This is a genomic window from Streptomyces sp. NPDC002499 (assembly GCF_053595415.1).
In genome coordinates, this window is record NZ_JBSFXO010000002.1 from 663,610 (window position 1) to 684,882 (window position 21,273).

The following is a 21,273-nucleotide window of genomic DNA, read 5'->3' on the forward strand; positions in this document are numbered from 1 at the left end:
CATCAACGCTGTTCACGGCCATCACAGTCACTTCACCCGGTTGGGCGGGCACCCGGATCGGCGGGGCGTCCGGAGCACCCGGAGCACCCGGAGCACCCGGAGCACCCGGAGCACCCGGGCTAGGAGTATCCCAACTGGCGCCTCATATAAGGGGTCATGAGGGTCTTCGCCTTGGCGAGGGTGGTGGTGCGGCCGCCCAGGATCGCGGTCTCGCCGCCCGGCACGGGCAGCACGGTCACTCCGTCGGCCGGGCCGAACGGCACGATGAACGGGGTGCGGTGGATCGGCCGGTACAGGCGCAGGCCCTTGCGGTGCTTGCCGGGGTTGTTCAGGTAGCCGCGGATGTTCCAGGCGGCGAGGTCGGCCTGGGCGAGCGCGGCCGGCGTGATCTTCAGTTCGGTGGCGTCGTTCACGTCGCCGACGGCGAACACGTCCGGATGGCCCGCGACCCGCAGCGTCCGGTCGACCCGCACGTGTCCGGCTGGGTTGAGCCAGTCGCCGTGCCCGGCCAGCCGCAGCCAGAGCGTGTTGGGGGTGGTGCCCGTGGCCCAGAAGGACAGGTCCGCGGTCATGACGTTGCCGTACGCGTCGCGGTAGGTGCCGAACTCGTTGCCGGGCGACATGAAGGCGTCGAGCCGCACCTCCACGTCGTGGTCCTCCAGCCAGGCGCGGGCCTTTTTTCCCGCCCGGGCGCCGATGGTGGAGTGGAGCAGCGCGGGACCGGAGTGGGCGAGCGTGACCCGGGCGTCCGGCCGGGCCAGTCGGATCTCGGAGCTGAGTTCCACGCCGGAGGGTCCGCCGCCCACGACGAGGATGTGGTCGGCGAGGGAGATGCTCCGCTGGTGCTCCGCGAAGGCCTTGCTCGCCTCCTCGGCGGTGGAGCCGGTGAAGCGGGCCGGTTCCGGGTAGTCGGCGCCGGTGGCGATCACGACCACGTCGTACGGGAGCCGCTCCCCCGTGCCGAGCACCACCTGCCGCTCGGCGGTGTCCACGCGGACCGCCTTGCCGACGGCCAGCCGGCCGTTGCGCAGCAGCCGGTCGTAGGGGATGAAGGGAGTCGCCGTCCACTCGGGGCGCACGCCTGCCCGCAGGGAGGCTATGCGGTGGAAGAACATCTCCTTGCGGTCCACCAGCGTGACCCGTGCGGTGCCGTCCAGCCGTCTGGCCAGCCGGACGCCCGCATAGCCGCCGCCTATCACTACTACGTCGCCGTGATGCACACCGAGTCTCCTGCGCCTGGAGGTGGGGGGAGACGAGTGCCCGTGGCGGAGGGGCCGCCGTTGGCCACTCGATGACGGTGAGCGTAGCGCTTGAACTCTAAAGCGCGGCACGGGAGTTGTGCGTGTCTTGTGAATCGGGGGGTTTCGTTCCGCTATGCGCCGGCAGCCTCGTGTTCGACTGTCCGACGGCCTGCCTTCGTTCAACTGTGGGACAGCAGGCCTTCGTTCGGCTAGGGGATGGCCGTCTTGCGTTCCGCCTCGCGCAGCGGCGGGCCCGGGAGATGGGGCTTCCTGGGGCCGAACAGCATGGGCAGCAGCATGTCCGCCGAGAAGAGCCGGGTCGCGGGCTTCTCCAGACTCATCACGTCCAACAGGGCGCCCAGCGCACGGGGGTTGGCGGCGCCCGTCTCCACGGCCCGGTCGACGAAGCGGGCGAGGTACTTCTCCACGGCCGTGGGCGGGGTCTCGGAGGCGCCCGGGTAGAAGGCGTCCTGCCCAACGGCCAGGTCCCAGGCGCCGGAGACCGGGCGGGTGGCGGCGCGCTGGAGGCGGCGGGCGGTGCCGGGGGCGCTGATGTCCTTGGTGCGCAGGACGTCTCGGACGGCGAGGGCGCTCTGGGCGGCGACGCTCAGGCCGTGGCCGTAGACGGGGTTGTAGGAGGCGACGGCGTCGCCGAGGACGGTGAATCCGTCGGGCCAGCGCTTCAACTTCTCGTAGTAGCGGCGGTGGTTGGCGGTGCTGCGGGTGGTGGCGACGTCGCCGATCGGCTCGGCTTCCTTGATCAGCTCGCCGATGACGGGGTCGCCGAGGCCGAGGGCGAAGCCGACGAAGGCGTCCGGGTCGCCGGTGGGCTCGCCGCCGCGGCTGCCGGTGACGGTGACGATCCAGCGGCCGCCTTCGATGGGGATGAGGATGCCGCCCTGGCCGGGGCTCTTGGCGGGGTTGGCCTGCACGTTGACGAGCGGGAAGTCGATGTCCGCCGCCGTGCCCGGGGCGCGGAAGAGACGGGTGGCGTAGGCGACACCGGCGTCGACCTCGCGTTCGTGGACCTTGGGCAGGCCGAGGGATTCCAGCCAGTGGGACGCGCGGGAGCCCCGCCCCGAGGCGTCGACGACCAGGTCGGCGGTGAGCGTGACGTCCTCGTCGCCGGTGCGCGCGAGGACGCCGGTGACACGGCCCGCGTCGCCGGCCAGGCCGAGGACGGTGGTGTCCTGGCGGAGCGTGATGCGGCTGTCGCCGAGCACGCGCTCGCGCAGGGCGTGGTCGAGCAGGTCGCGGGAGCAGGCCAGGACGCGGTGCCGGGTGTCCAGAAAGCGCCTGAACCAGACCTCGTTGGGGGCCCGGGACACCATGTCGGCCATGATGTGGACGAGCCGTCCGCCGCCGGCCACGACGTCCTCGACGACGCCGGGCAGCAGTTCGCCGAAGGCGAGCACACCACCGCTCCACACGAGGTGCGCGTGCCGCGCCTGGGGCACGCCCCGCCGGGGCGCGGCCACCTCGGGCAGCCGGTCGCGTTCGACGAGCGTCACATCGGCGAACTCGGTGAGCGCCGCCGCCGCGAACAGGCCGGTGGCGCTGGCCCCGACGACCAGAGCGGTGGGCCGACGGGGCGAGGATCTGTCAGGCATTCTCGTTCACGCTTTCTGTACTGGTCACCCGTTGACGGATACCGGAAACGGTACGGCGGTGGCGCAGTGCCTGTGCGACGGCGTCGAGGTGGTCGCCCACGTCCGCGCCGATCTGGGGCGGTCGGTCGCCGCCCGGGTGGACGGTCCCGCCGCGGTAGGCGTCGACCGCGCCCTCGACGGCGACGGCCCCGGCGATCCCGCGGGCCCGCGCCGGTCCGTGTACGAGCGTCGCCGCCTCGTAGGCCCGGCGGTGCAGGTGGGGATCGAAGTAGGGCGCGAGCAGGCGCAGGGCGTCGTGGATGCGTTGTCGGCGTTGCAGCAGGCGCAGTTCCACGGGGGCCCAGAAGCCGAACCGGGCCTTGGCCGCGGCGGGTTGGACGATGCGGACCGTGCGCAGCAAGGGGCGCAGGCGCCGGTGGTCGAGCTGGTCGCGTACCCGTTGCCGCAGGAGCGGGCCGGCCTGCGGGACGATGAAACCGAGGGCGACGAGGATCGCTTCCAGGAGCGCGAAGGGCGGCGCCACCTGGGTGCTGAGGAAGTCGAGGTCGCCGCCGGACCAACGGGCGCCGAGGGCCGTGAGTTTCACCAGGTCGAAGACGAGCCCGGAGGCGTTGCCGAGTTGGAGGAAGACGACTCCCGTGCGCAGCCAGCGGTTGCCGATCGCCGGGAACCACTTCCAGAGCATGGAGGTGGCGACGAGGGACGAGACCATGTGGGCGAACAGGTAGAGCAGGATGTGCTCGCGCATCCACGGGGTGCTCGCGTAGTAGGTGTCCAGGTCGTAGATGCGCGGTTCGGGGACGTGCGCCAGCAGGAACGTGCCCCAGAGCGCGACGACGACTCCGGCGTAGATCCAGTAGACGCGGCGCATCCGGCGCCGGCGCCGCTCGGACGGTTCCTCCCGCCACCGCATGATCATGGTCAGGCCCGTGGCGCAGAACGCGGTCAGGAACGAATAGGCCCAGGGCGAGGCGATGTTGGGCACGCCCGTGTACTCGTTGAGCCGTTCGATATTGACGGGCGTGATGACGACGAGCACGGCCGTCGCCCAGGTCAGCAGCAACACCGTGGCGCGGACGTCGGGATCGCGCCAGGCCCGCACGAACGTGGGGAACTTGAAGGCCAGGGCGGTGGCGAGCAGTGCGGTGGGGACGACGTAGGGGATGTGGAAGTGGGCGCTCATCAGAGGAGGCGGCCGCCTCGGTTGAGGAGGGAGAGGTTGATGCGCCCCTCGACGGTGGCGGGGCTGACGGGGCCCTGCGCGTACCGTCCCGTCATCCACGTACGGACCTCGCAGGCGAAGAGCAGGCCGAAGGTCTCGGCGTCCACCTCGTGGTCGTCGGCGGAGCCGGCGCGGGCCGACACCGTCAGGATGGCCTCCAGCGGGACCTCTTCGGAGTCGAGGATCTGCCGCGCGGCCCGTTCCAGGGCGCCGGGGTCCTGATCGGGCGTCAGGGAACGGGCGGCGGCCGGGAGTCCGGCGTTGTCGTGCCCGCAGTCGCCCTGCTCCTCGTGCCACAACTCGTGTCCGAGGATGACCAGTTGTGCCTCGGGCACCATGCCCTCCTCGACGACGACCACCGAACGGTCGCCGCAGTCCAGACGCAGCCCCGATATAGGAATGTCGGGCGGGAAAGCGCGGAAGACGAGCTGCACGGGGTGGCCCACCCGGACCCCCATGGCCCGGCAGAACTCCTCCATGACCACCCTGGGCGGGGCCGGCCGCTCGACCGACTTCTGCGCCTCCTGGCCCAGGGCCGTCACTAAGCTCTTCATCGCCCTGGTGTTCATCGGCGGGTGTCCCCCTCGGCGGGCAGTACCGAACGCAGGACGCCTTCCAGCACCCGCTCCAGCTGGTCACGGGTGAGGGAGCCGTGCGCCCGGAGATCCGCCCCGGTGACGCCGTACCGGTCCAACAGCGCCTGCACCGGGTCCGGTTGCGGGTTCCGCATCGTGCGGAGAGTGCGTCGCAGCACCCGGTCGAGGGCTTCGTCGGCGGCGTCGGTGAAGAACGACTCGCCGTCCTCGATGTCGAAGAACCGGACCAGGCCGTGCAGCAGTTGGACGCTCGGCACCTTCTTGCCGTCACAGACCTGACGGGCCCAGTACTCGGAGACTCCGAGTTCCCGCGAGATGTCCATGACCAGGTCCGACATACGGCGGCCGGTGCGCGCGAGATGCACCTGCGCGAGCCTGCTGACCCGGGCCCGCACGCGGTCGTTGACCGAGTCCGGCGGCGGACAGCCGCCGGTGAGCAGCACGCGTACCGTGGCCTCGGACAGCGCGGTCCGCGCCGCCAGGCTCACCGGATCGACGAAGTCACCCCGCTCCAGGCCCTGTTGCGCGATCGCGTCCTCAAGACGGCAAAGCGTCTCGGGGAGTTGAGCGGGTGACTCCACCGAGACTCCTGGATGTCGAAGCTGCGGACCGTGACGCAGTGGGCACCCTACGCGGTTCCCTGCGGTCGTTCAACGATCGTTTACCGGACGTAAACGATCGTTGCGTTCGGCCAAGATCCGCATCGATCCGCCCTCCTCGACGAGTGTCCGACGTCCCCTTCGGGACTACTCGCCGGACAGCGCCTCCCGCATCGCCTTGGCGGTCCCGGCCGGGTCGTAGCCCTCCGGAACCCCCGGGACCAGCACGATGTCGCTCTCGATGTGACGTGCCCGCAGGGGCGCGATCTCCTGGTACTCCGGCGAGTCCCACCAGGCCCGCGCCTCGGTCATCCCGGGGAAGGCGATCACGACGACGTGCCCGGGCCAACCGCCCTCCACCACCTCGTGCTTGGCCGCGTGCACGAGGAAGCGGCCGCCGTAGGGCTCGAAGGTGGCGGGGATGCGTTCGATGTACTCGGCGATCTCCAGGTTCGGGGCGGCCTCCTGCAGGTGGGCTATGGCGTAGGCGGTCATGTCGTCCTCCAGGTCGGCCGGTTGGGTACGACGCCGATCGTGACATGGCCGGGCCGTGCGATCGATTACCTCGGAGGTAAGGCGGGCCCCGGCTTCGAAGGGCCCGCCGAAGGCCCGCCGGTGCTCCCACCGAAGTCCCCGCCCAGAGCCCCGCCGATATTCCCTCGCCTTCACGGCAACCTTTCCCGACCCGGCGGCGACCTGTGGTCGGAATCTCCTGTCAGGGGTGGTCCGTTCGGGCCCGCCGGTCTCCCGTTCCACGTAAGGATGCAGTCGTGACACCTTCCTCGCACCGCCGTCCCGGCGGCAGCCGGCGCGCGGTTCTCGTCTCCGCCGTCGCCGTGGCGGCCGTCGCGCTGGTCGTGTCCCTGGTCATGGCCTTCCGCAGCGAGGGGGCGCCGGGCTCAGGACAGGTCGCGGCGGCTCCGGCCGCGAGCACCAGGACGACGACCTCGCCGACGGCGTCTGCCGAGCCGAAGCCGTCCTCGTCCGCCTCCTCCCCGAGCACGACGGCCGCCTCCTCCCCCGAGTCGTCCCCGTCCGCGAGCGCCAAGGCCCCGCGGAAGCCGTCGGCCACCCGCACCGCGCAGGCGGCGCCGGCCGCGGCGCCCGCAGCGGGGCGGATCCGGCCCGGGGTCACCTACCAGGGCCTCGCCACCAGCTACGACATCGGCAACGGGGACGGCGCCTGCTCGTACGGCCCGAGCAGCGACACCATGACCGCCGCGATGAACCACACCGACTACGAGACCGCCAAGGCCTGCGGGGCGTACGTGCGGGTGCGGTCGGGGGGTGCCTCCGTGACCGTACTGATCAACAACGAGTGCCCCGAGTGCGCGCCGGGCCAGATCGACCTCAGCCGGCAGGCGTTCGGCAAGCTCGCCGCCCTCTCCAAAGGCCGGATATCGATCACCTGGAGCCTGTCCAGCCCCGCCACGAGCGACCAGCTCTCCGTCCGGTACAAGACCGGCTCCAGCCGGTACTGGTGCGCCGTCCAGCCCATCGGCCACCGAAACCCCGTGGCCCGTCTGGAGGTTCAGGCCGGTGGCACCTGGCGTGAGCTGGCCCGTACCGACTACAACTACTTCCTCTCCGAGAGCGGCAGCGGCTGCGGCGGCGCCCTGCGGATCACCGACATCTACGGCGAGCGGCTGACCGTCGGCGCCGTCGCGGTGCGGCCCGATGTCGTCCAGGCGACCGGGGTCCAGTTCGCCCGGCACTGACCCGGTCTGCCTGATCCACGCCGGAACGGGCCCTCGAACGGATCGGTAGAGTGTGCTGTCCATGCCACAGAGACAGTGCTCCGAACGGATCCGTCCAGGCCAGACCCGGTGAAGGAGACACGGTGACCCTGCGCGAGGACGATCCTCGGTCGGTCGGCGGATACCGGCTCGAAGCGCGGATCGGGACCGGCGGCATGGGCGTGGTGTACCTGGGCCGCTCGACGTCGGGACGGGCCGTGGCCGTCAAGGTCGTGCACACCAAGTACGCGGACGACCCCGAGTTCCGGGCCAGGTTCCGGCAGGAGGTGGTGGCGGCACGACGGGTCAGCGGCGCGTTCACCGCCCCGGTCGTGGACGCCGACCCGGACGCCGAACGGCCGTGGATGGCCACCGCGTTCGTCCCGGGCCGCACCCTCTCCGAACGGGTCGACGAGTCGGGCCCGTTGGACTGGCCCTCGCTGCGTCGCCTGGGCACCGAACTCGCCGAGGCGCTGCGGGAGATCCACCGCGCGGGGGTCGTGCACCGGGACCTGAAGCCCAGCAACGTGCTGCTGCTGGAGGGCGAGGGCGACGACGGGGCGGTCCGTGTCATCGACTTCGGCATCTCGCGCGCGGCCACCAGCGACGTCCGTACGCAGACCGGCATCGTGATGGGCTCACCCCCGTTCATGGCACCGGAGCAGTTCAGCCGGCCGCGCGAGGTCGGACCGGCCGTGGACGTCTTCTCGCTGGGCGCGGTGCTGGTCTACGCGGCCACGGGGCGCAGTCCCTTCGAGGCGGACAACGCCTATCTCGCCGCGTACAACACCGTGCACAGCGATCCCGAACTGGGCGAACTGCCCGGCCCGCTGCGCGCGTTGGTGTCCCTGTGCCTGACGAAGGAACCGGAGGGGCGGCCCACTTCGGGCGAGGTGCTGGAGGCGCTCGCCGAGGTGCCGGAGGAACAGCCCGTCGAGGAGCCCGGCGACGTGCCGGCCCCGCTTCCGCTGACCGACGCGACCGACACGGCGAGGCTCCGGCCCGCGCGGGACGCCGGCAAGGGGCGCCGCAGGAGGCTGTGGACCGCCCTCGCCGGCGCGGCGCTTGTCGGCGTCGTGGGCACGGCGGTGGTCACCCTCATGCCGGCCGGGGCGAGCGACGAGCCCGACAGCAGGGCCACGGCGACGAACTCGTCCTCGTCCTCCTCGACTCCGGCGGGCTGGAAGCCGTGGCACAACGCCCTGGAGCCCGACAAGGACTCCCCCATGGCGATGAAGCCGTCCTGCACACCGAGCGCCCTCGGCGTCTTCTGCTCCTCGGAGCAGATCGCGTTGATGCGGCTGAACCCCGCGACGGGCCGCACGGACTGGTCCGAGCCGATGAGCAAGAAGCAGGTCAGCAGCTTCTCGATCAACTCGCCGGAAGTCCGCGACGGCGTGGTGTTCGCCAACAGCGCGGACCGCACCGAGGGCATGGACGCCTTCGACGGCAGGACCGGGAAGCGGCTGTGGCATCTGGACGGACCCCTCGGCCAGTACAAGCCCCTGGGCGAGGTGCTCCTGGTGCGCCTGGACCCGCTCGGGCCCGCCGAGAGCGCGCGCTATGCGGCGTACGAGCCGCGCACGGGCGAGGAGTTGTGGCGGCGCACGTTCAAGTCGTCCTCGGCCAGCCCCTTCTACGAGGGCCCCAAGGGCACGCTCTACGCCGACCTGCGCGGCGGCTCCGGCGGCATCGCCCGGCTCGACGCGCGCACGGGCCGGGCGCTGGGCAGCGTGGACGCGCCCAAGGGCGACCTGTGGCTGGCGACCGTCCATGACGCGAAGGCGTACTACGCGCGCTGGGAGAACGACACGGGCGTCTCCGCGGCCTTCTTCATCCAGGACCTCGACAGCGGCAGGAGCCGGCGGATCGACTTCCCCTGGAGCGTCGAGCCGGAGGCGCCGCCGCTCGTGGCCGGCGACACGATGTACATCTTCGACTACGGCAACGAAACGCTGCTCGCCCTCGACCTGACGCACGGCAAGCCACTGTGGACCAGCTCGCGCGAGCTGCGCGTCTTCAGCGAACCGGCCGTCCAGGACGGCCGGTTGTACGTGACCATGCCGGACACCAGCGTCCTCGCCCTCGACCCGCGCACCGGCAAGGAGATCGGCCGCACCGACCCGTCCTTCGACACCTCGGGCCGCTCCTTCGAGGAGCTCTCCCCCAGCGGGACACCGCCGTTCCTGGTGGACGGGGTGCTGTACGGGGTGACCGGGCCGGGGGTCTTCTCGGTCGCCGACGTCACCTGAACCGACGCCGGGCGTCTCCTGAACCGACGTCGAGCGTCTGCTGAATCGGCGTCAAGAAGTATCGATTCAGCCAACAGACACTTGTTTGTGGCGAAAAAGTGAAGGAGTTGTGTTTGAGTCAGGATTGACTCGTGCCACCTCAAAGGGGGGACCTTTGGTGAACGCAACCATCTCCAACTTCCACTACGGTGCCGTGACTCTGGTCGCGGCCTATCTCATGGCCTGTCTCGGTGCGGCCCTGGGACTCCGATGCACCACACGCTCGTTGCGGCGTACCCGTAGAAGAGCCGGCTGGCTCGCGCTGGGCTCGGTGTCCATCGGCTGCGGCATCTGGACCATGCACTTCATCGCCATGATCGGTTTCAGCATCGACGGCTCGCTGGTCAACTACGACACCGGTCTGACCCTGCTCAGTCTGATCGTCGCGATCGCGGTCGTCGCCGTCGGTGTCTTCCTCGTCGGCTACCGGGGCGGTTCACCGCTGAATCTGGGTGTGGCCGGAATCATCACCGGACTCGGCGTGGCCGTCATGCACTACCTCGGCATGGCAGCCGTCCATACCAACGGCACCATCCACTACGACACGAAGACCGTGGCGCTGTCCGTGGTGATCGCCGTCGTGGCCGCGACGGCGGCACTGTGGGCGGCGGTCTCCATCCAGAAGCTGTGGGCCAGCCTCGGCGCCAGCCTGGTCATGGGAGTCGCCGTCACCGGCATGCACTACACCGGCATGGCCGCGGTCTCCGTGACGCTCGACGGCACCGGCGGCGCCGGGCAGTCGTCCACCAGCCTGATGGCGTTCCTGCTGCTGATGCTGGCGGGGCCGCTCGCCGTGCTGCTCGTCGCCGCGGTGATCGTGATGTTCGACCCGGACATGATGGTCGCGGAAGTGGATCCGGACCGGGTGGGGTGGACGCAGTCCGAGGGGGACGACCTGTTCGCGCCGCAGCAGCAGGGCCCGCAGTCGGGTCCGTACGCCTCCCGGTGACCGAACGACCCGCCCCGGCCCGGCGACCGCCGTGCCGTCGACCCGGTCAGCCCTGGCCGGCGTGCAGGTGGCTGTGCGAGACCTCGGGCGGGCAGGGGCGCTTGGCGGCTCGGCGGTCGCGGCGCCAGTCGTCGATCGCCAGGGCCAGCGCGCACAGCACCGGCAGGACACCCAGGCCGACGGCGATCGCCACCGCGGCGGGGTAGTCGCGCCGGCCGGTGCCGAGGACGACGTAGAAGAGACCGGGCAGCGCGGCCGTGCCGATGGATCCGCCCAGGCGCTGGCCGGTCTGGAGGGCTCCGCCGGCCGCTCCGGCCATCCGGACCGGGACGTCCCGCAGGGTCATGGTGACGTTGGGGGAGATGACGCAGCCGCTGCCCAGGCCGCCGATGAAGAGCGCGGGGGCGGCGAGCCAGCCCGCGCTGTCGGCGGGGGCGAGCCACAGGATCAGCGCGGTCCCACCGAGGCCGAGCGCGACACCGGCCAGGCCGCAGACGGTCAGCAGTCTGCCGAACCGGTCCACCGACCGGCCCGCGAGCGCGGCGGCCGCGGCCGAACCGATGGCGAACGGCGTGACCGTGAGCCCGGAGCGGAGCGGTGAGTAGCCGAGGCCGTCCTGGAAGAACAGGGCGAACACCAGCCACACACCGCTGAAGCCCACGAAGTACAGGGTGGCGATCGTGGCGCCGACGGCGTAGCCGCGCGTCTCGGTCACCAGGCGCAGATCCAGCAGCGGTTGACCCTCCCGGGCGACGACACGTCGCTCCCACCGGACGAACCCCACCAGGCACACCACACCCACGACGAACAACCACCACAGCCGCCGTACGCCACCCGACTCGGCCAGCACCAGCGGCAGCATCAGCGCCAGGACTCCGCAGCCGAGGAGCGCGACGCCGCCCAGGTCGAGGCGTTCGCGACGGCCGGGGGCGGTGACGGGGATCAGGCGCATGCCGAGCACCAGGGCGAGCACGCCGACCGGCACATTGACGTAGAAGATCCAGCGCCAGCCGTCGGGGCCGTCGGCCAGGCTGAGGATGAGGCCGCCGACGACCGGTCCCACGGCGCTGGAGATGCCCACGGTCGCGCCGAACAGGCCGAAGGCGCGCCCGCGTTCGGCGCCGCGGAACAGCTGCTGGATGAGGGCGGAGTTCTGCGGGGCGAGGCAGCCCGCGGCGGCCCCCTGGGCGATCCGGGCCACGACCAGGAGCGTGATGTTCGGTGCGGCGCCCGCGGCGGCGCTGCACAGGACGAAGGCGGCGAGCGCCAGCAGGAAGATACGGCGTCTGCCGATCGCGTCACCGATCCGCCCGGCGGTCACCAGGACCAGGGCGAAGGCGAGGGCGTAGCCGGACACCACCCATTGGATGGCCGGTGCCGTGGTGTGCAGGTCGCGCTGCATGGACGGCAGCGCGACCGCGACGATCGTCACGTCCAGAAGGCTCATGAACCCGGCCACCAGGGTGACCCACAGCGCTTTCCATCGCCTGGGGTCGGGGGTGTCGTCCGGCTGCGTCGGCACTGCTCCTCCTGCGTCGGTCCGTCACCTGTCCGTCCGGCAAGCATGGCCCGGTGGGGCGGGAAACGGATTCATTGACAGGGCGGCGGACGAAGAGACGGTCGGGGCTCCCGGGTCCCACGAATTCACCGGTGCGCACATACTCGATACGCGGGTGATCCGCCGACAGGAGGTGTGCGGGCGTATGCACGTATCTGGCCGCCGTGTCCCGACCTGGTTGCGGGACCACGATCCGGGGCTGGTGGCGACCCGTCGGGCCGGGCGCACGGCGCTGGTGATGCCCGGCCTGTTCGCGCTGTGCAGCCAGGTGCTGGACTCGCCGACGATCGCCACCTTCGCCGCGTTCGGCTCCTTCTCGATGCTGCTGCTGGTGGAGTTCACCGGGCCGATGTCGCAGCGGCTGCGGGCGCACGTGGGTCTGGCCGTGGCCTGGGCGGCGCTGATCTGCGTGGGCACGCTGGTGGCCCGGCAGACCTGGCTCGCGGTCGTCGTCACCGTCGTGGTCGGCTTCCTGGTGCTGTTCTCGGGCGTGGTCAGCTCGGTCCTCGCGGGTGCGTCGACGGCACTGCTGCTGGCCTTCGTGCTGCCGGTGGCCTCGCCCGCGCCGCTCTCCGAGCTGCCCGACCGGCTCGCCGGCGCCGGGCTCGCGGCGGTGGCGGCCATGCTCGCGATCTCCCTGCTGTGGCCCCGGCCCACCGCGGACCCGCTCGGCGCACCCGCCGCCCGCGTCTGCCGCGCCGCCGCGGCCCAGCTGCGCGCCGACGCCTCCCGGCTGGCCGGGGAGCCCGATGCACCGAGCCCCAAGCAGTGCCGTGTCACCGCGGACGACGCCGCCGCCGCTGCGGCCGACCTGCGCACCGCCTTCGACGCCACGCCCTACCGGCCGACCGGACTGTCCACGGGCTCGCGCGCCGTCGTCCGGCTGGTCGACGAGCTGACCTGGCTCAGCGCCATCGTCGCCGACAGCACACCACCACCCGACGACACCGACCGCGCCGCGCCCGACTGCGACCGTGACGCCCATGCCGTACGACGGGCCGCCGCCACCGTCCTGGAACGCGCAGCCGATCTCCTCGACACCCCGCGCACCGCACCCGACGCACTCCGCGCCGCCTCGGCCGAGCTGCGCGCCCTCATCGACGGCATGGAGCACGGCGCCACCACCAGGCTGCCCGTGCACCGGCCGCGCCCCGGTACGGAGTCGGAGATCCGTGCCTTCATCGGCGCCCTGGACCTGTCCTTCCGCGCCCAGGAACTGGGGTTCGCCACCCTCCAGATCGCGGCCAACGTGGATCTGGCCGCGGCGGCCGAGCACCGGAGCTGGCCCGAGCGGCTCCTCGGCCACGAGCCCGACTCCGTCACCGGACCGCTGGCCTCGGCTCGGGAGCGGGCCGGCGCGCATCTCCAGCGCGAGTCGGTCTGGCTGCACAACAGCCTCCGGGGCGCGCTCGGCCTCGGTATCGCGGTCGCCCTCGCCGACCTGATCAGCGCCCAGCACTCGTTCTGGGTGCTCCTTGGGACTCTGTCGGTGCTGCGCTCCAACGCCCTCAACACCGGGCAGAACGCCGTCCGCGCGCTGGGCGGCACCCTCGCCGGGTCGGTCCTCGGGGCCGGGCTGCTGCAACTGATCGGCGACCACGACACCGTGCTGTGGTTCCTGCTTCCGGTCGCCGTGCTCGTGGCGGGCATCGCGCCGGCGGCGATCTCCTTCGCCGCGGGGCAGGCGGCCTTCACCGTCACCCTCGTCATCCTGTTCAACATCGGCCGGCATCCCGACTGGCACATCGTGCTGTTCCGGATCGAGGACATCGCCCTGGGCTGCGGGGTGAGCGTGCTGGTGGGCCTGTTCTTCTGGCCGCGCGGCGCCACGGCCGCCGTGGACCGGGCATTGGCGGCGGCGTACACGGACAGCGCGCGCTATCTGGCGGGCGCGGTGCGCTACGCGGTCGGCCGCTGCGCCGCCGGTCTCCCGCCGGTCGCCGCGCCCGACGAGGAGAACCGGCAGGCGGCCGCCGCGGCACGCCGGCTGGACGACGCGTTCCGCAGCTACCTCGCCGAGCGCGGCGCCAAGCCGGTACCCCTGGCGGACATGACCACGCTGGTCACGGGAGTCGTCGGACTGCGCCTGGCAGCCGATGCCGTACTGGGCCTGTGGCAGCGATCCGACGAGCAGCCCGCCGGTTCGGACCGGGCCGACGCCCGCCTCGTCCTCCTCGGCACCGCCGACGGGGTGTCCGGCTGGTACCGCACCCTGGCCTCCGGCCTGGACGAGGGCGCGCCGGTGCCGACCCCGATGCCGCCCGACCCTGCCGCCGAGGCCCGCCTGGTCGCCTCGCTGCGGCACGACCTGCGGGACGAGAACGGCCGGGCCACGGACACGGCCGTCCGCATCATCTGGACCGCCGACCATCTCGACGCGGCCCGCCGCCTCCAGCCCTCGCTGGCCGCGGCGGCGAAGCCGGACACAGGGGAACGGGGTATCAACTCGGCTTCGCGCCCAGGCGGTTGATGTCCCGACTGTCGAGGACGTGCCGCTCCTCCGCGCCCGGGCGGGCCGCCACCGTGATCATGGCGCGGCCCAGCGCCTCCGTGGTCGTGGTGTGACCGGGCGCGAGGCGGTGCAGGACGGGGTAGAGCCAGGAGGTCAGGCCGTAGATCACGCGGTAGGCGGACGTCTTGGAGACCGCCCCCTTGAGCGGCCGGATGTAGCCGGGCCGGAACATGTAGGCGTTCATCGGCAGTGCCAGCAGGGCGTTCTCCGTGCGCCCCTTCACGCGGGCCCACATCGTGCGGCCCTTCTCGGTGCTGTCGGTGCCCTCGCCGGAGACGTAGGCGAAGGTGAGCCCGGGGCTGCGTTCGACGAGGACGCTGGCCGCGGCCAGCGTGTAGTCGTACGTGATGCGCGTGTAGTCGGCCTCGTTGCGACCGGCGCTGGAGACACCGAGGCAGTAGAAGCAGGCGTCCAGGCCGGTCAGTTGCTCGGCGAGGGCGGTCAGGTCGGTGAAGTCGTCATGGACGATCTCGTGCAGCTTGGGATGGCTGACGCCGAGCGGGGCACGGACCACCACGACGACACGGGCGACCGCCGCGTCCTCCAGGCAGGCGTGCAGCACTCCGTGGCCGACCATGCCGGACGCACCGAAGATGACGACGTTCACGAGCGGCTCCGTGAGGGGAAGTTGGGGGTCAGGGCGTGCGGGCGAGTTCGGTGTCGATGAACCGGTTGAGGTGGCGACGGGCGTCCTGCGTGCTCAACGGAGGTGCCTGGCGCAGGCGTTGGAGAGCCAGCCCGTCGGCGAGGGCGGCGAAGCGTACGGTGAAACCGTCGAGGTCGTCGCCGGTGAACTCCCCGTCGTCCACGCCCCGTTGGGCGAGCGCCCGGATCTGCTCGTGCCAGGCCTCGTACCGCCTGGCCTGACCGCGCGTGAAGGTCTCGTCCGTGGCCTGGTCGCCCGCGTTCCAGTAGTCGAACCACATCCGCCAGTGCCGGTCGGTGTCCTCCGTGAACAGCGCGTCGACCAGCAGCCGCAGCGCCTCGGCACCCGTGTCCGCACGCTCCGCGGTCTCGCTCAGCTCGGCGTAGTACCGCTCGATGTGCAGCACCATCGCCTCGGAGAGGATCTCCTGGACACTGCCGAAGTGGTACGTCACCGTGCCGACGGACACCCCGGCCGCGGCGGCCACGTCCCGCACGCCCACGGCGGCGTAACCGCGTTCGGCGATCAGCGGGACGGCCGCCTCGACGATGAGGCGCCGGCGGACCTCGGTGGGCTGGCGGGTGCGGTCGGCGGCGGCGACGGCACGGCGCGGGGTCCTGGCGGCCGTCATCCGGACGTCCTCCCGACGGTGCGGTGCCATGCGCGCTTGACCACTGTCTCTCCGTTCGCCCGTGCCTCGATGCGACTGTCCATGACGAAGTCCGCGGCCGTGGCGCGCAGCTCCGTGGACGCCATGATCTCAGCGTCGTAGCCCTCCCCGCGCCGCAGCCGGATCCGCCACTCCGAGACGGCCTTCGCCGACAGCGGGTCGTCGCTCCGAATCCGGTACGTCTCCCGCGCACTCTCCTCGTAGCGCAGCCCGTCGGGATACGTCCGCGAGCCGCCGTAGTTGGGGTCGACCTCGAGCGTCCACTCCCCCGCGGCCACGTCGTGCGTGACCAGTCGTTCCGGGCGCGGTGCGGTCGGCGGGTCGTAGGTCACCGGCAGCGGCGGGGCCTGTTCGGGCTCCTCGAAGCGGATCGGCGGCTCCTCGCCGGGCTCGCGCACGGGCAGGAGTACGGCGCTCTCCGCCGGTACGACGCTCAGCTCCCCGCGTTCGCCGTGCGGCCACACCCACGGCCAGTAGGTGTCCGAGACGGCGACGCGGACGCGGTGACCGGGCGGGAAGGCGTAGCCGATCCCGGTGAGTTCGATCTCGACGTCCTCGTATGTTCCCGGGCTCCACTCCACCGCCTTGTCCCGACCCCGCCTGCTCAGCAGGTTGAGCACACCGCGGGTGACGAGCGTGGACGAGCCGTCGGGGGCCACGTCGCACAGCCGGGCGATCACATGGGCACGCGGGGTGACGCTGTCGAGGCGCAGCCGGACGCGCGGTCGGCCGAGGATCTCGACGCGCTCGGTGAGGGGCTCGGAGTCGAAGCAGACCGAGCGGCCGTCCTCCTCGCGCTGATCGGGCGGCAGATCGCTGTCGTTGCCGAAGGGGAAGAAGCGGCCGGCGTCGAGGCCGGTGTGCTGCGGCGAGCGGACGATCACGGGGGCCGTACCCGCGCCCAACGGCCGTGCGTCCCACGCGACTTGTGGCGAAGGCCAGGCGGTCTCCCCCACCCAGCGGCCGGGCAGCACGTCGTACGAGGTGGCAGGCGGGACGGAATCGGTGATCCACGCCCGCAGCAGCGGCTCCTCCATGGCCCCGGTGTCGATGCCCTTGAGGTGCTGGTCCCACCAGCGCAGGGTCTCCTGGAGGAAGCCGATCGCGGGTCCCGGCGGCAGGCCCCGGTCGGGGTACTGGTGCGACCACGGGCCGATCAACCCCCGTACGCGGTCCGCCGGGAGGTGTTCGACGAGGCGGAGCACCGTGTCGCGGTACGGGTCGTTCCAGCCGCCGACCGCGAGGACGGCCGCGTCGATCGCGGTGTAGTCCTCGCAGACGCTGCCGTGCCGCCAGTAGGCATCGCGCTGCTGGTGTTCCAGCCAGGTGTGCAGGAAGGGTTCGAGGGCGTCGAGGCGTTCGCGCCACATCGGCACCCAGCGGTCGGCACCCACGTTCGCCGGGTCCGGTGGACGGGCGGCGAAGGCGAGCATGGTGCCGGCCCAGGCGAGCATGTCGATGCCGAGGACAGCGCCGCCGGTGTAGTGGACGTCGTTGTCGTAGCGGTCGTCGGTGGAGCAGACGGTGACGATCGCCTTCAGGGGTTCGGGGGCGAGGGCGGCGATCTGGAGGGAGTTGAAGCCGCCCCAGGAGATGCCGAACATGCCGACCTTGCCGGTGCACCAGGGCTGCCGGGCAAGCCAGTTGACGACGTCGACGCCGTCGGCGAGTTCCTGTCCGTCGTACTCGTCGCCGGGTGTGCCCTCGCTGTCGCCGTGGCCGCGGATGTCGACGCGCACGGAGGCGTAGCCGTTGCCCGCGTACCAGGGGTGGCGTTGGGCGTCGCGCGGGGCGGTCCAGTCGCTCTTGCGGTACGGGAGGTATTCGAGCAGCGCAGGCACCGGGTCGGACTCGGCGTCGGCGGGCCGCCACACGCGCGCGTGCAGTCGCGTGCGGCCGTCCCGGGTGGGGATCCATATGTCCTCGCGGACGACCTGGTGCTCGAACTGTTCGCGGTACTTCACGAAACTCCTTCCGCGACGGGGGTGTCGAGGAGGCGCCAGCGTCGGACCCGGTGGCCGCCGTCGCCCTGGTCGGTCCAGATGTCGTGCCCGTCCGCCGCGTCGGCCCAGTCGAGGGAATCGTCGACGAAGGGCTGTGCGTCAGGGTCGGGTTCGAGGGCCGCCGCCATGAGCTGGCGTGTGTAGGGGTGGCCGGGTGCGGCGAAGACGGCCTCCGTCGGGCCCTCCTCGACGACCACGCCGTGGCGCAGGACGACGACGCGGTCGGCGATGCCGCGCACGACGGCGAGGTCGTGGCTGATGAAGAGACAGGCCAGGTCGCGCTCGCGGCGCAGGTCGTCGAGCAGGCGCAGGACGTCGGCCTGCACGGAGACGTCCAGGGCGGTGGTGATCTCGTCGGCGATCAGGACGTCGGGCTCACCCGCCAACGCCCGCGCGATGCCGATGCGTTGACGCTGGCCGCCGGAGAGCTGGGCGGGCAGGCGCTCGGCGAGAGCCGGGTCCAGGCGCACGTCGGCGATGAGCCGGCGGGCCTGCTCGGTCGCCTCGGTGCGGCCGGCCGCGGTGCCGAAGAAACGCAGGGGGTGGCGGACCGCGTCACCCACGGAGCGGCGGGGGTTGAGGGAGGTGTCGGCGTTCTGGAAGACGAGCTGGATGCGGCGGCGCAGGGCGAGCGGGCGGCGGTGCGCGGGGCGGGCCAGGTCGCCGGTCTCGTGGGTCAGCGTGCCGCCGGACGGGGTGCGCAGGCCCGCCAGGGTCCAGGCCAGCGTGGACTTGCCGCTGCCCGACTCACCCACCAGGGCGACGACTTCGCCGCGCCGGACGTCGAAGGAGACACCGTCCACGGCTCGTGAGCTGCCGTAGTCGATGGTGACGTCGTGCGCGGACACGGCGACCGGCGAGTCCTCGGACACGAGTGCCTTCGGTCGCACCTCCCGCTCCCCCGCCTCGGTCACGACGGCGAGTCCCGTGTCGTCCAGACGCGGCACGCTCGCCAACAGCCGCTTCGTGTAAGCGTCCTGGGGCTGGGCGAACAGCTGCCGGGTGGGCGCGGCCTCCACGACGCGGCCCGACTTCAGTACGCACACCTCGTCGGCCATGTGGGCGACGACACCGAGGTCGTGACTCACCAGGACGGCGGCCAGGCCGAGTTCATCGCGCAGGGCGGCGATCAGGTCGAGGACGCCGCGCTGGGTGACGACGTCCAGTCCGGTGGTCGGTTCGTCGAGGACGAGCACCTTGGGGCGGGCGGCGATCGCCATGGCGATGGCGACGCGCTGCTGCTGGCCGCCGGAGAGTTCGTGCGGGTAGCGGCGGGCGAGTTCGGCGGGGCGGGGCAGCCGGACCTGTTCGAGGAGGTCGACGACGGGTACGGTGCCGCCCGCCTCCTCGATCTGGCGGCCGATCCGCATGGTGGGCGTCAGCGCCTGCCCGGCGTTCTGGCCGACCATGGCGACGGTCCCGCCGCGCAGCCGCCGCAACTCCCGTGCGGACAGGGCGAAGACGTCCTGCCCGTCGACGCGGACCGATCCGCCGGTGACGCGGGAGCCGTGGCGCAGATGTCCGAGGAGCGTGGCGGCGACGGTGGACTTGCCGCTGCCCGACTCGCCGACGAGCGCGAGCGTGCGCCCCTTGGCCACGTCCAGCGACACCTCGTGCACGACCGGCACGTCCCGGCCGCCCGAACGGTAGGCCACGGAAAGGGAGTTCACGGAGACGATGGGGTTCATCGGGGACCCTCCCGGGATCGGGGCCGCCGTGTGCCCTCCGGGAGTCGAGGTCGGCACATGCCCTCCCTGAGTCGAAGTCGTCCCGGGCTCCCCCGGAGTCGAGGTCGTCACAGTCCCTCCCTGATCCGGTCGACGCCCCACGCCTTGGACAGGCCGTCGGCCGCGAGGTTGAGCCCGACCACCAGCGTGGCCAGGGCGATGATCGGCGCGAGGCTCGCCATCGGGACGACGGTGATGGCGGTGCGGTTCTCGGCGACCATCAGCCCCCAGTCGGGGGTGGGCGGGTCGGCGCCGAAGCCGAGGAAGGACAGCGAGGAGATCAGCAGCACGACCCAGGACGCGCGCATCGCGAACTCCACGCAGACGACGTCCGTGATGTTCGGCAGGACCTCCCGGCGCAGGATCGACCAGGTGCTCTCGCCGCGGGCGCGGGCCGCGGTGACGTAGTCCATGGGGACCACCGCGAGGGCGGCGCCGCGCACGACACGGGCGACCTGGGGGACGTAGACGACCGCCACGGCCAGGACGATGACCGCGGGTCCCGTGCCGAGGGCGGTGACGACGACGAGCAGGGCGAGGATCGACGGGATGGACAGGACGGCGTCCAGGATCCGGCCGAGGACGTCGTCGAACCAGCCGCCGCGCAGGGCCGCCGCGCAGCCGACGACCGTGCCGAGGGCGACGGTCAGGAGGGTGGCGGTGACGGAGACGCCGAGTGCGTAGCGGCCGCCGTACAGCACGCGCGCGAGGACGTCGCGGCCGTACTGGTCGGTGCCCGCCCAGTGGTCGGCGCCGGGGCCGAGCAGGGCGTGCGAGGCGTCGTTGGCGATGGGGTCGTAGGAGGTCAGGAGCGGGGCGAGGAGGGCGATCAGGACGTGGACGGCGACGATCGCGAGTCCGACCGTGGCCGTGCGGGAGGAGCGCAGGGTGCGCCAGGCGCGGGCGGCGGCACGTGGACCCGGCGCGACAGCGACCGGTGTGGTGTCGAGGGTGGTCATCGGGTCCTCCCGCGGGTGCGGAGCCTGGGGTTGAGGGCCATGGCGCCGAGGTCGGCAGCGAGGTTGCAGCAGACGTAGACGACGGCGCTGACGAGGGCGACGGCCTGGATGACGGGCAGGTCGCGGTTCTGCACGGAGGAGAGCATCAGCTTGCCGATGCCCGGGTAGTTGAAGACGTTCTCGACGACGGCGACCCCGCCGACCAGCCAGGCGACGTTGAGGGCGATGACGTGCAGAGTGGGGAGCAGGGCGCTGGGCAGGGCGTGCCGGGTGACGACCCGCCAGGTGGACAGGCCCTTGAGGCGGGCCGTGGTGACGTACTCGCCGGCCATCACGTCGATCACCGAGGTGCGGGCCATGCGCACGATGTAGGCGGCCATGACGACGGCCAGCGCGAGGGCGGGAAGCCATACGGCGGGCAGGAGTTGACCGACGCTCGCGTCGGGGCCGTAGAGGACGACCGCCGGGAACCACGGCAGGGCGACCGAGAAGCACAGCACCAGCACGGTCGCCACCACGAACTCGGGGACGCTCATGCCGATCAGGCTGACGGTGGAGATGACGTGGTCGGGCCAGCGGTCGCGGTACAGGCCCGCGAGGATGCCGAGGACCAGGGAGCCGGTCACCGCGAACAGGACGGTGACCAGGGCGATGAGCGCCGAGTTGCCGAGGTACATGGCGACTTCGCCGCCGACGCCCTTCCCGGAGACGAGCGAGGTGCCGAAGTCGCCGTGCAGGGCGCCCTTGATCCAGTCGAAGTACCGCTCCCAGGCGGGCCGGTCGAGGCCGAGCTGGTCGCGCAGGGCGGCGACGGCGTCCGGGGTGGCGTCCTTGCCGAGGATCTGGGTGGCGACATCGCCGGGCAGGGCCTGGACGGCGAGGAAGACGAGGACCGAGGAGAGGAACAACGTGCCGACGGCGGAGGCCAGTCGGCGCAGCGTGAAGGAGAGCATG

17 protein-coding genes are annotated in these 21,273 nt (G+C 72.0%); 4 read left to right on the top strand and 13 right to left on the bottom strand.

All coding sequences use genetic code 11. The features are described from left to right. Positions 1 to 119: 119 nt before the first annotated feature. The 6 genes from ACWD5F_RS07440 to ACWD5F_RS07465 all read right to left on the bottom strand — a co-directional run bounded on the left by ACWD5F_RS07440 (position 120) and on the right by ACWD5F_RS07465 (position 5,763). Positions 120 to 1,220 (bottom strand): NAD(P)/FAD-dependent oxidoreductase, encoded by a 1,101-nt coding sequence (locus ACWD5F_RS07440; protein ID WP_451252008.1) that lies wholly within the window; start codon positions 1,218 to 1,220, stop codon positions 120 to 122. 230 nt (positions 1,221 to 1,450) lie between these two features. Further along, entirely contained in the window at positions 1,451 to 2,851 is a 1,401-nt protein-coding gene (locus ACWD5F_RS07445) for an FAD-dependent monooxygenase (protein WP_451252010.1), read from the bottom strand. Beyond that, on the bottom strand, positions 2,844 to 4,034 hold the full coding sequence (locus ACWD5F_RS07450) for an MAB_1171c family putative transporter (RefSeq protein ID WP_451252012.1): 1,191 nt from the start codon (positions 4,032 to 4,034) through the stop codon (positions 2,844 to 2,846). Before ACWD5F_RS07450 ends, ACWD5F_RS07445 begins: the two co-directional genes overlap by 8 nt. Next, entirely contained in the window at positions 4,034 to 4,642 is a 609-nt protein-coding gene (locus ACWD5F_RS07455; RefSeq protein WP_451252014.1) for a toxin, read from the bottom strand. The genes ACWD5F_RS07450 and ACWD5F_RS07455 overlap by 1 nt, the downstream gene beginning before the upstream one ends. Then, the gene (locus ACWD5F_RS07460; RefSeq protein ID WP_451252016.1) at positions 4,639 to 5,250 is read right to left on the bottom strand and encodes a hypothetical protein; all 612 of its coding nucleotides are present in this window, start codon (positions 5,248 to 5,250) and stop codon (positions 4,639 to 4,641) included. The genes ACWD5F_RS07455 and ACWD5F_RS07460 overlap by 4 nt, the downstream gene beginning before the upstream one ends. 165 nt (positions 5,251 to 5,415) lie before the next feature. After that, positions 5,416 to 5,763 carry a DUF1330 domain-containing protein gene (locus ACWD5F_RS07465; protein WP_451252018.1) on the bottom strand — a complete coding sequence of 116 codons (348 nt, stop codon included), beginning with the start codon at positions 5,761 to 5,763 and terminating at the stop codon, positions 5,416 to 5,418. A 275-nt stretch (positions 5,764 to 6,038) separates the two neighbouring features. Between ACWD5F_RS07465 and ACWD5F_RS07470 the strand changes: the two genes are divergently transcribed. The 3 genes from ACWD5F_RS07470 (at position 6,039) to ACWD5F_RS07480 (ending at position 10,244) form a co-directional block, all read left to right on the top strand. Continuing rightward, positions 6,039 to 6,986 (top strand): expansin EXLX1 family cellulose-binding protein, encoded by a 948-nt coding sequence (locus ACWD5F_RS07470; protein ID WP_451252020.1) that lies wholly within the window; start codon positions 6,039 to 6,041, stop codon positions 6,984 to 6,986. 122 nt (positions 6,987 to 7,108) lie between these two features. Further along, positions 7,109 to 9,256 carry a serine/threonine-protein kinase gene (locus tag ACWD5F_RS07475; protein ID WP_451252022.1) on the top strand — a complete coding sequence of 716 codons (2,148 nt, stop codon included), beginning with the start codon at positions 7,109 to 7,111 and terminating at the stop codon, positions 9,254 to 9,256. A 157-nt stretch (positions 9,257 to 9,413) separates the two neighbouring features. After that, positions 9,414 to 10,244: an MHYT domain-containing protein gene (locus ACWD5F_RS07480; protein ID WP_451252024.1), complete on the top strand. Its 831-nt coding sequence runs from the start codon at positions 9,414 to 9,416 to the stop codon at positions 10,242 to 10,244. A gap of 46 nt (positions 10,245 to 10,290) precedes the next feature. On the opposite strand, the gene ACWD5F_RS07485 is transcribed toward ACWD5F_RS07480, so the two are convergent. Beyond that, on the bottom strand, positions 10,291 to 11,766 hold the full coding sequence (locus ACWD5F_RS07485) for an MFS transporter (protein ID WP_451252026.1): 1,476 nt from the start codon (positions 11,764 to 11,766) through the stop codon (positions 10,291 to 10,293). A gap of 181 nt (positions 11,767 to 11,947) precedes the next feature. Here ACWD5F_RS07485 and ACWD5F_RS07490 point away from each other — a divergent pair, with 181 nt between their 5' ends. Next, the gene (locus ACWD5F_RS07490) at positions 11,948 to 14,272 is read left to right on the top strand and encodes an FUSC family protein (protein ID WP_451252028.1); all 2,325 of its coding nucleotides are present in this window, start codon (positions 11,948 to 11,950) and stop codon (positions 14,270 to 14,272) included. On the opposite strand, the gene ACWD5F_RS07495 is transcribed toward ACWD5F_RS07490, so the two are convergent. The 6 genes from ACWD5F_RS07495 to ACWD5F_RS07520 form a co-directional block, all read right to left on the bottom strand. Further along, on the bottom strand, positions 14,244 to 14,921 hold the full coding sequence (locus ACWD5F_RS07495; RefSeq protein ID WP_451252030.1) for an NAD-dependent epimerase/dehydratase family protein: 678 nt from the start codon (positions 14,919 to 14,921) through the stop codon (positions 14,244 to 14,246). The genes ACWD5F_RS07490 and ACWD5F_RS07495 overlap by 29 nt on opposite strands. Positions 14,922 to 14,949: 28 nt before the next feature. Further along, positions 14,950 to 15,591: a TetR/AcrR family transcriptional regulator gene (locus tag ACWD5F_RS07500; RefSeq protein WP_451252032.1), complete on the bottom strand. Its 642-nt coding sequence runs from the start codon at positions 15,589 to 15,591 to the stop codon at positions 14,950 to 14,952. Next, positions 15,588 to 17,594: a CocE/NonD family hydrolase gene (locus ACWD5F_RS07505; RefSeq protein ID WP_451252034.1), complete on the bottom strand. Its 2,007-nt coding sequence runs from the start codon at positions 17,592 to 17,594 to the stop codon at positions 15,588 to 15,590. Before ACWD5F_RS07505 ends, ACWD5F_RS07500 begins: the two co-directional genes overlap by 4 nt. Then, positions 17,591 to 19,321: a dipeptide ABC transporter ATP-binding protein gene (locus ACWD5F_RS07510; RefSeq protein ID WP_451252036.1), complete on the bottom strand. Its 1,731-nt coding sequence runs from the start codon at positions 19,319 to 19,321 to the stop codon at positions 17,591 to 17,593. Before ACWD5F_RS07510 ends, ACWD5F_RS07505 begins: the two co-directional genes overlap by 4 nt. 107 nt (positions 19,322 to 19,428) lie before the next feature. Next, a complete protein-coding gene (locus ACWD5F_RS07515; protein WP_451252037.1) occupies positions 19,429 to 20,319 on the bottom strand; it encodes an ABC transporter permease in 891 nt (296 codons plus the stop codon). Then, entirely contained in the window at positions 20,316 to 21,272 is a 957-nt protein-coding gene (locus tag ACWD5F_RS07520) for an ABC transporter permease (protein WP_451252039.1), read from the bottom strand. Before ACWD5F_RS07520 ends, ACWD5F_RS07515 begins: the two co-directional genes overlap by 4 nt. Position 21,273 lies beyond the last annotated feature (1 nt).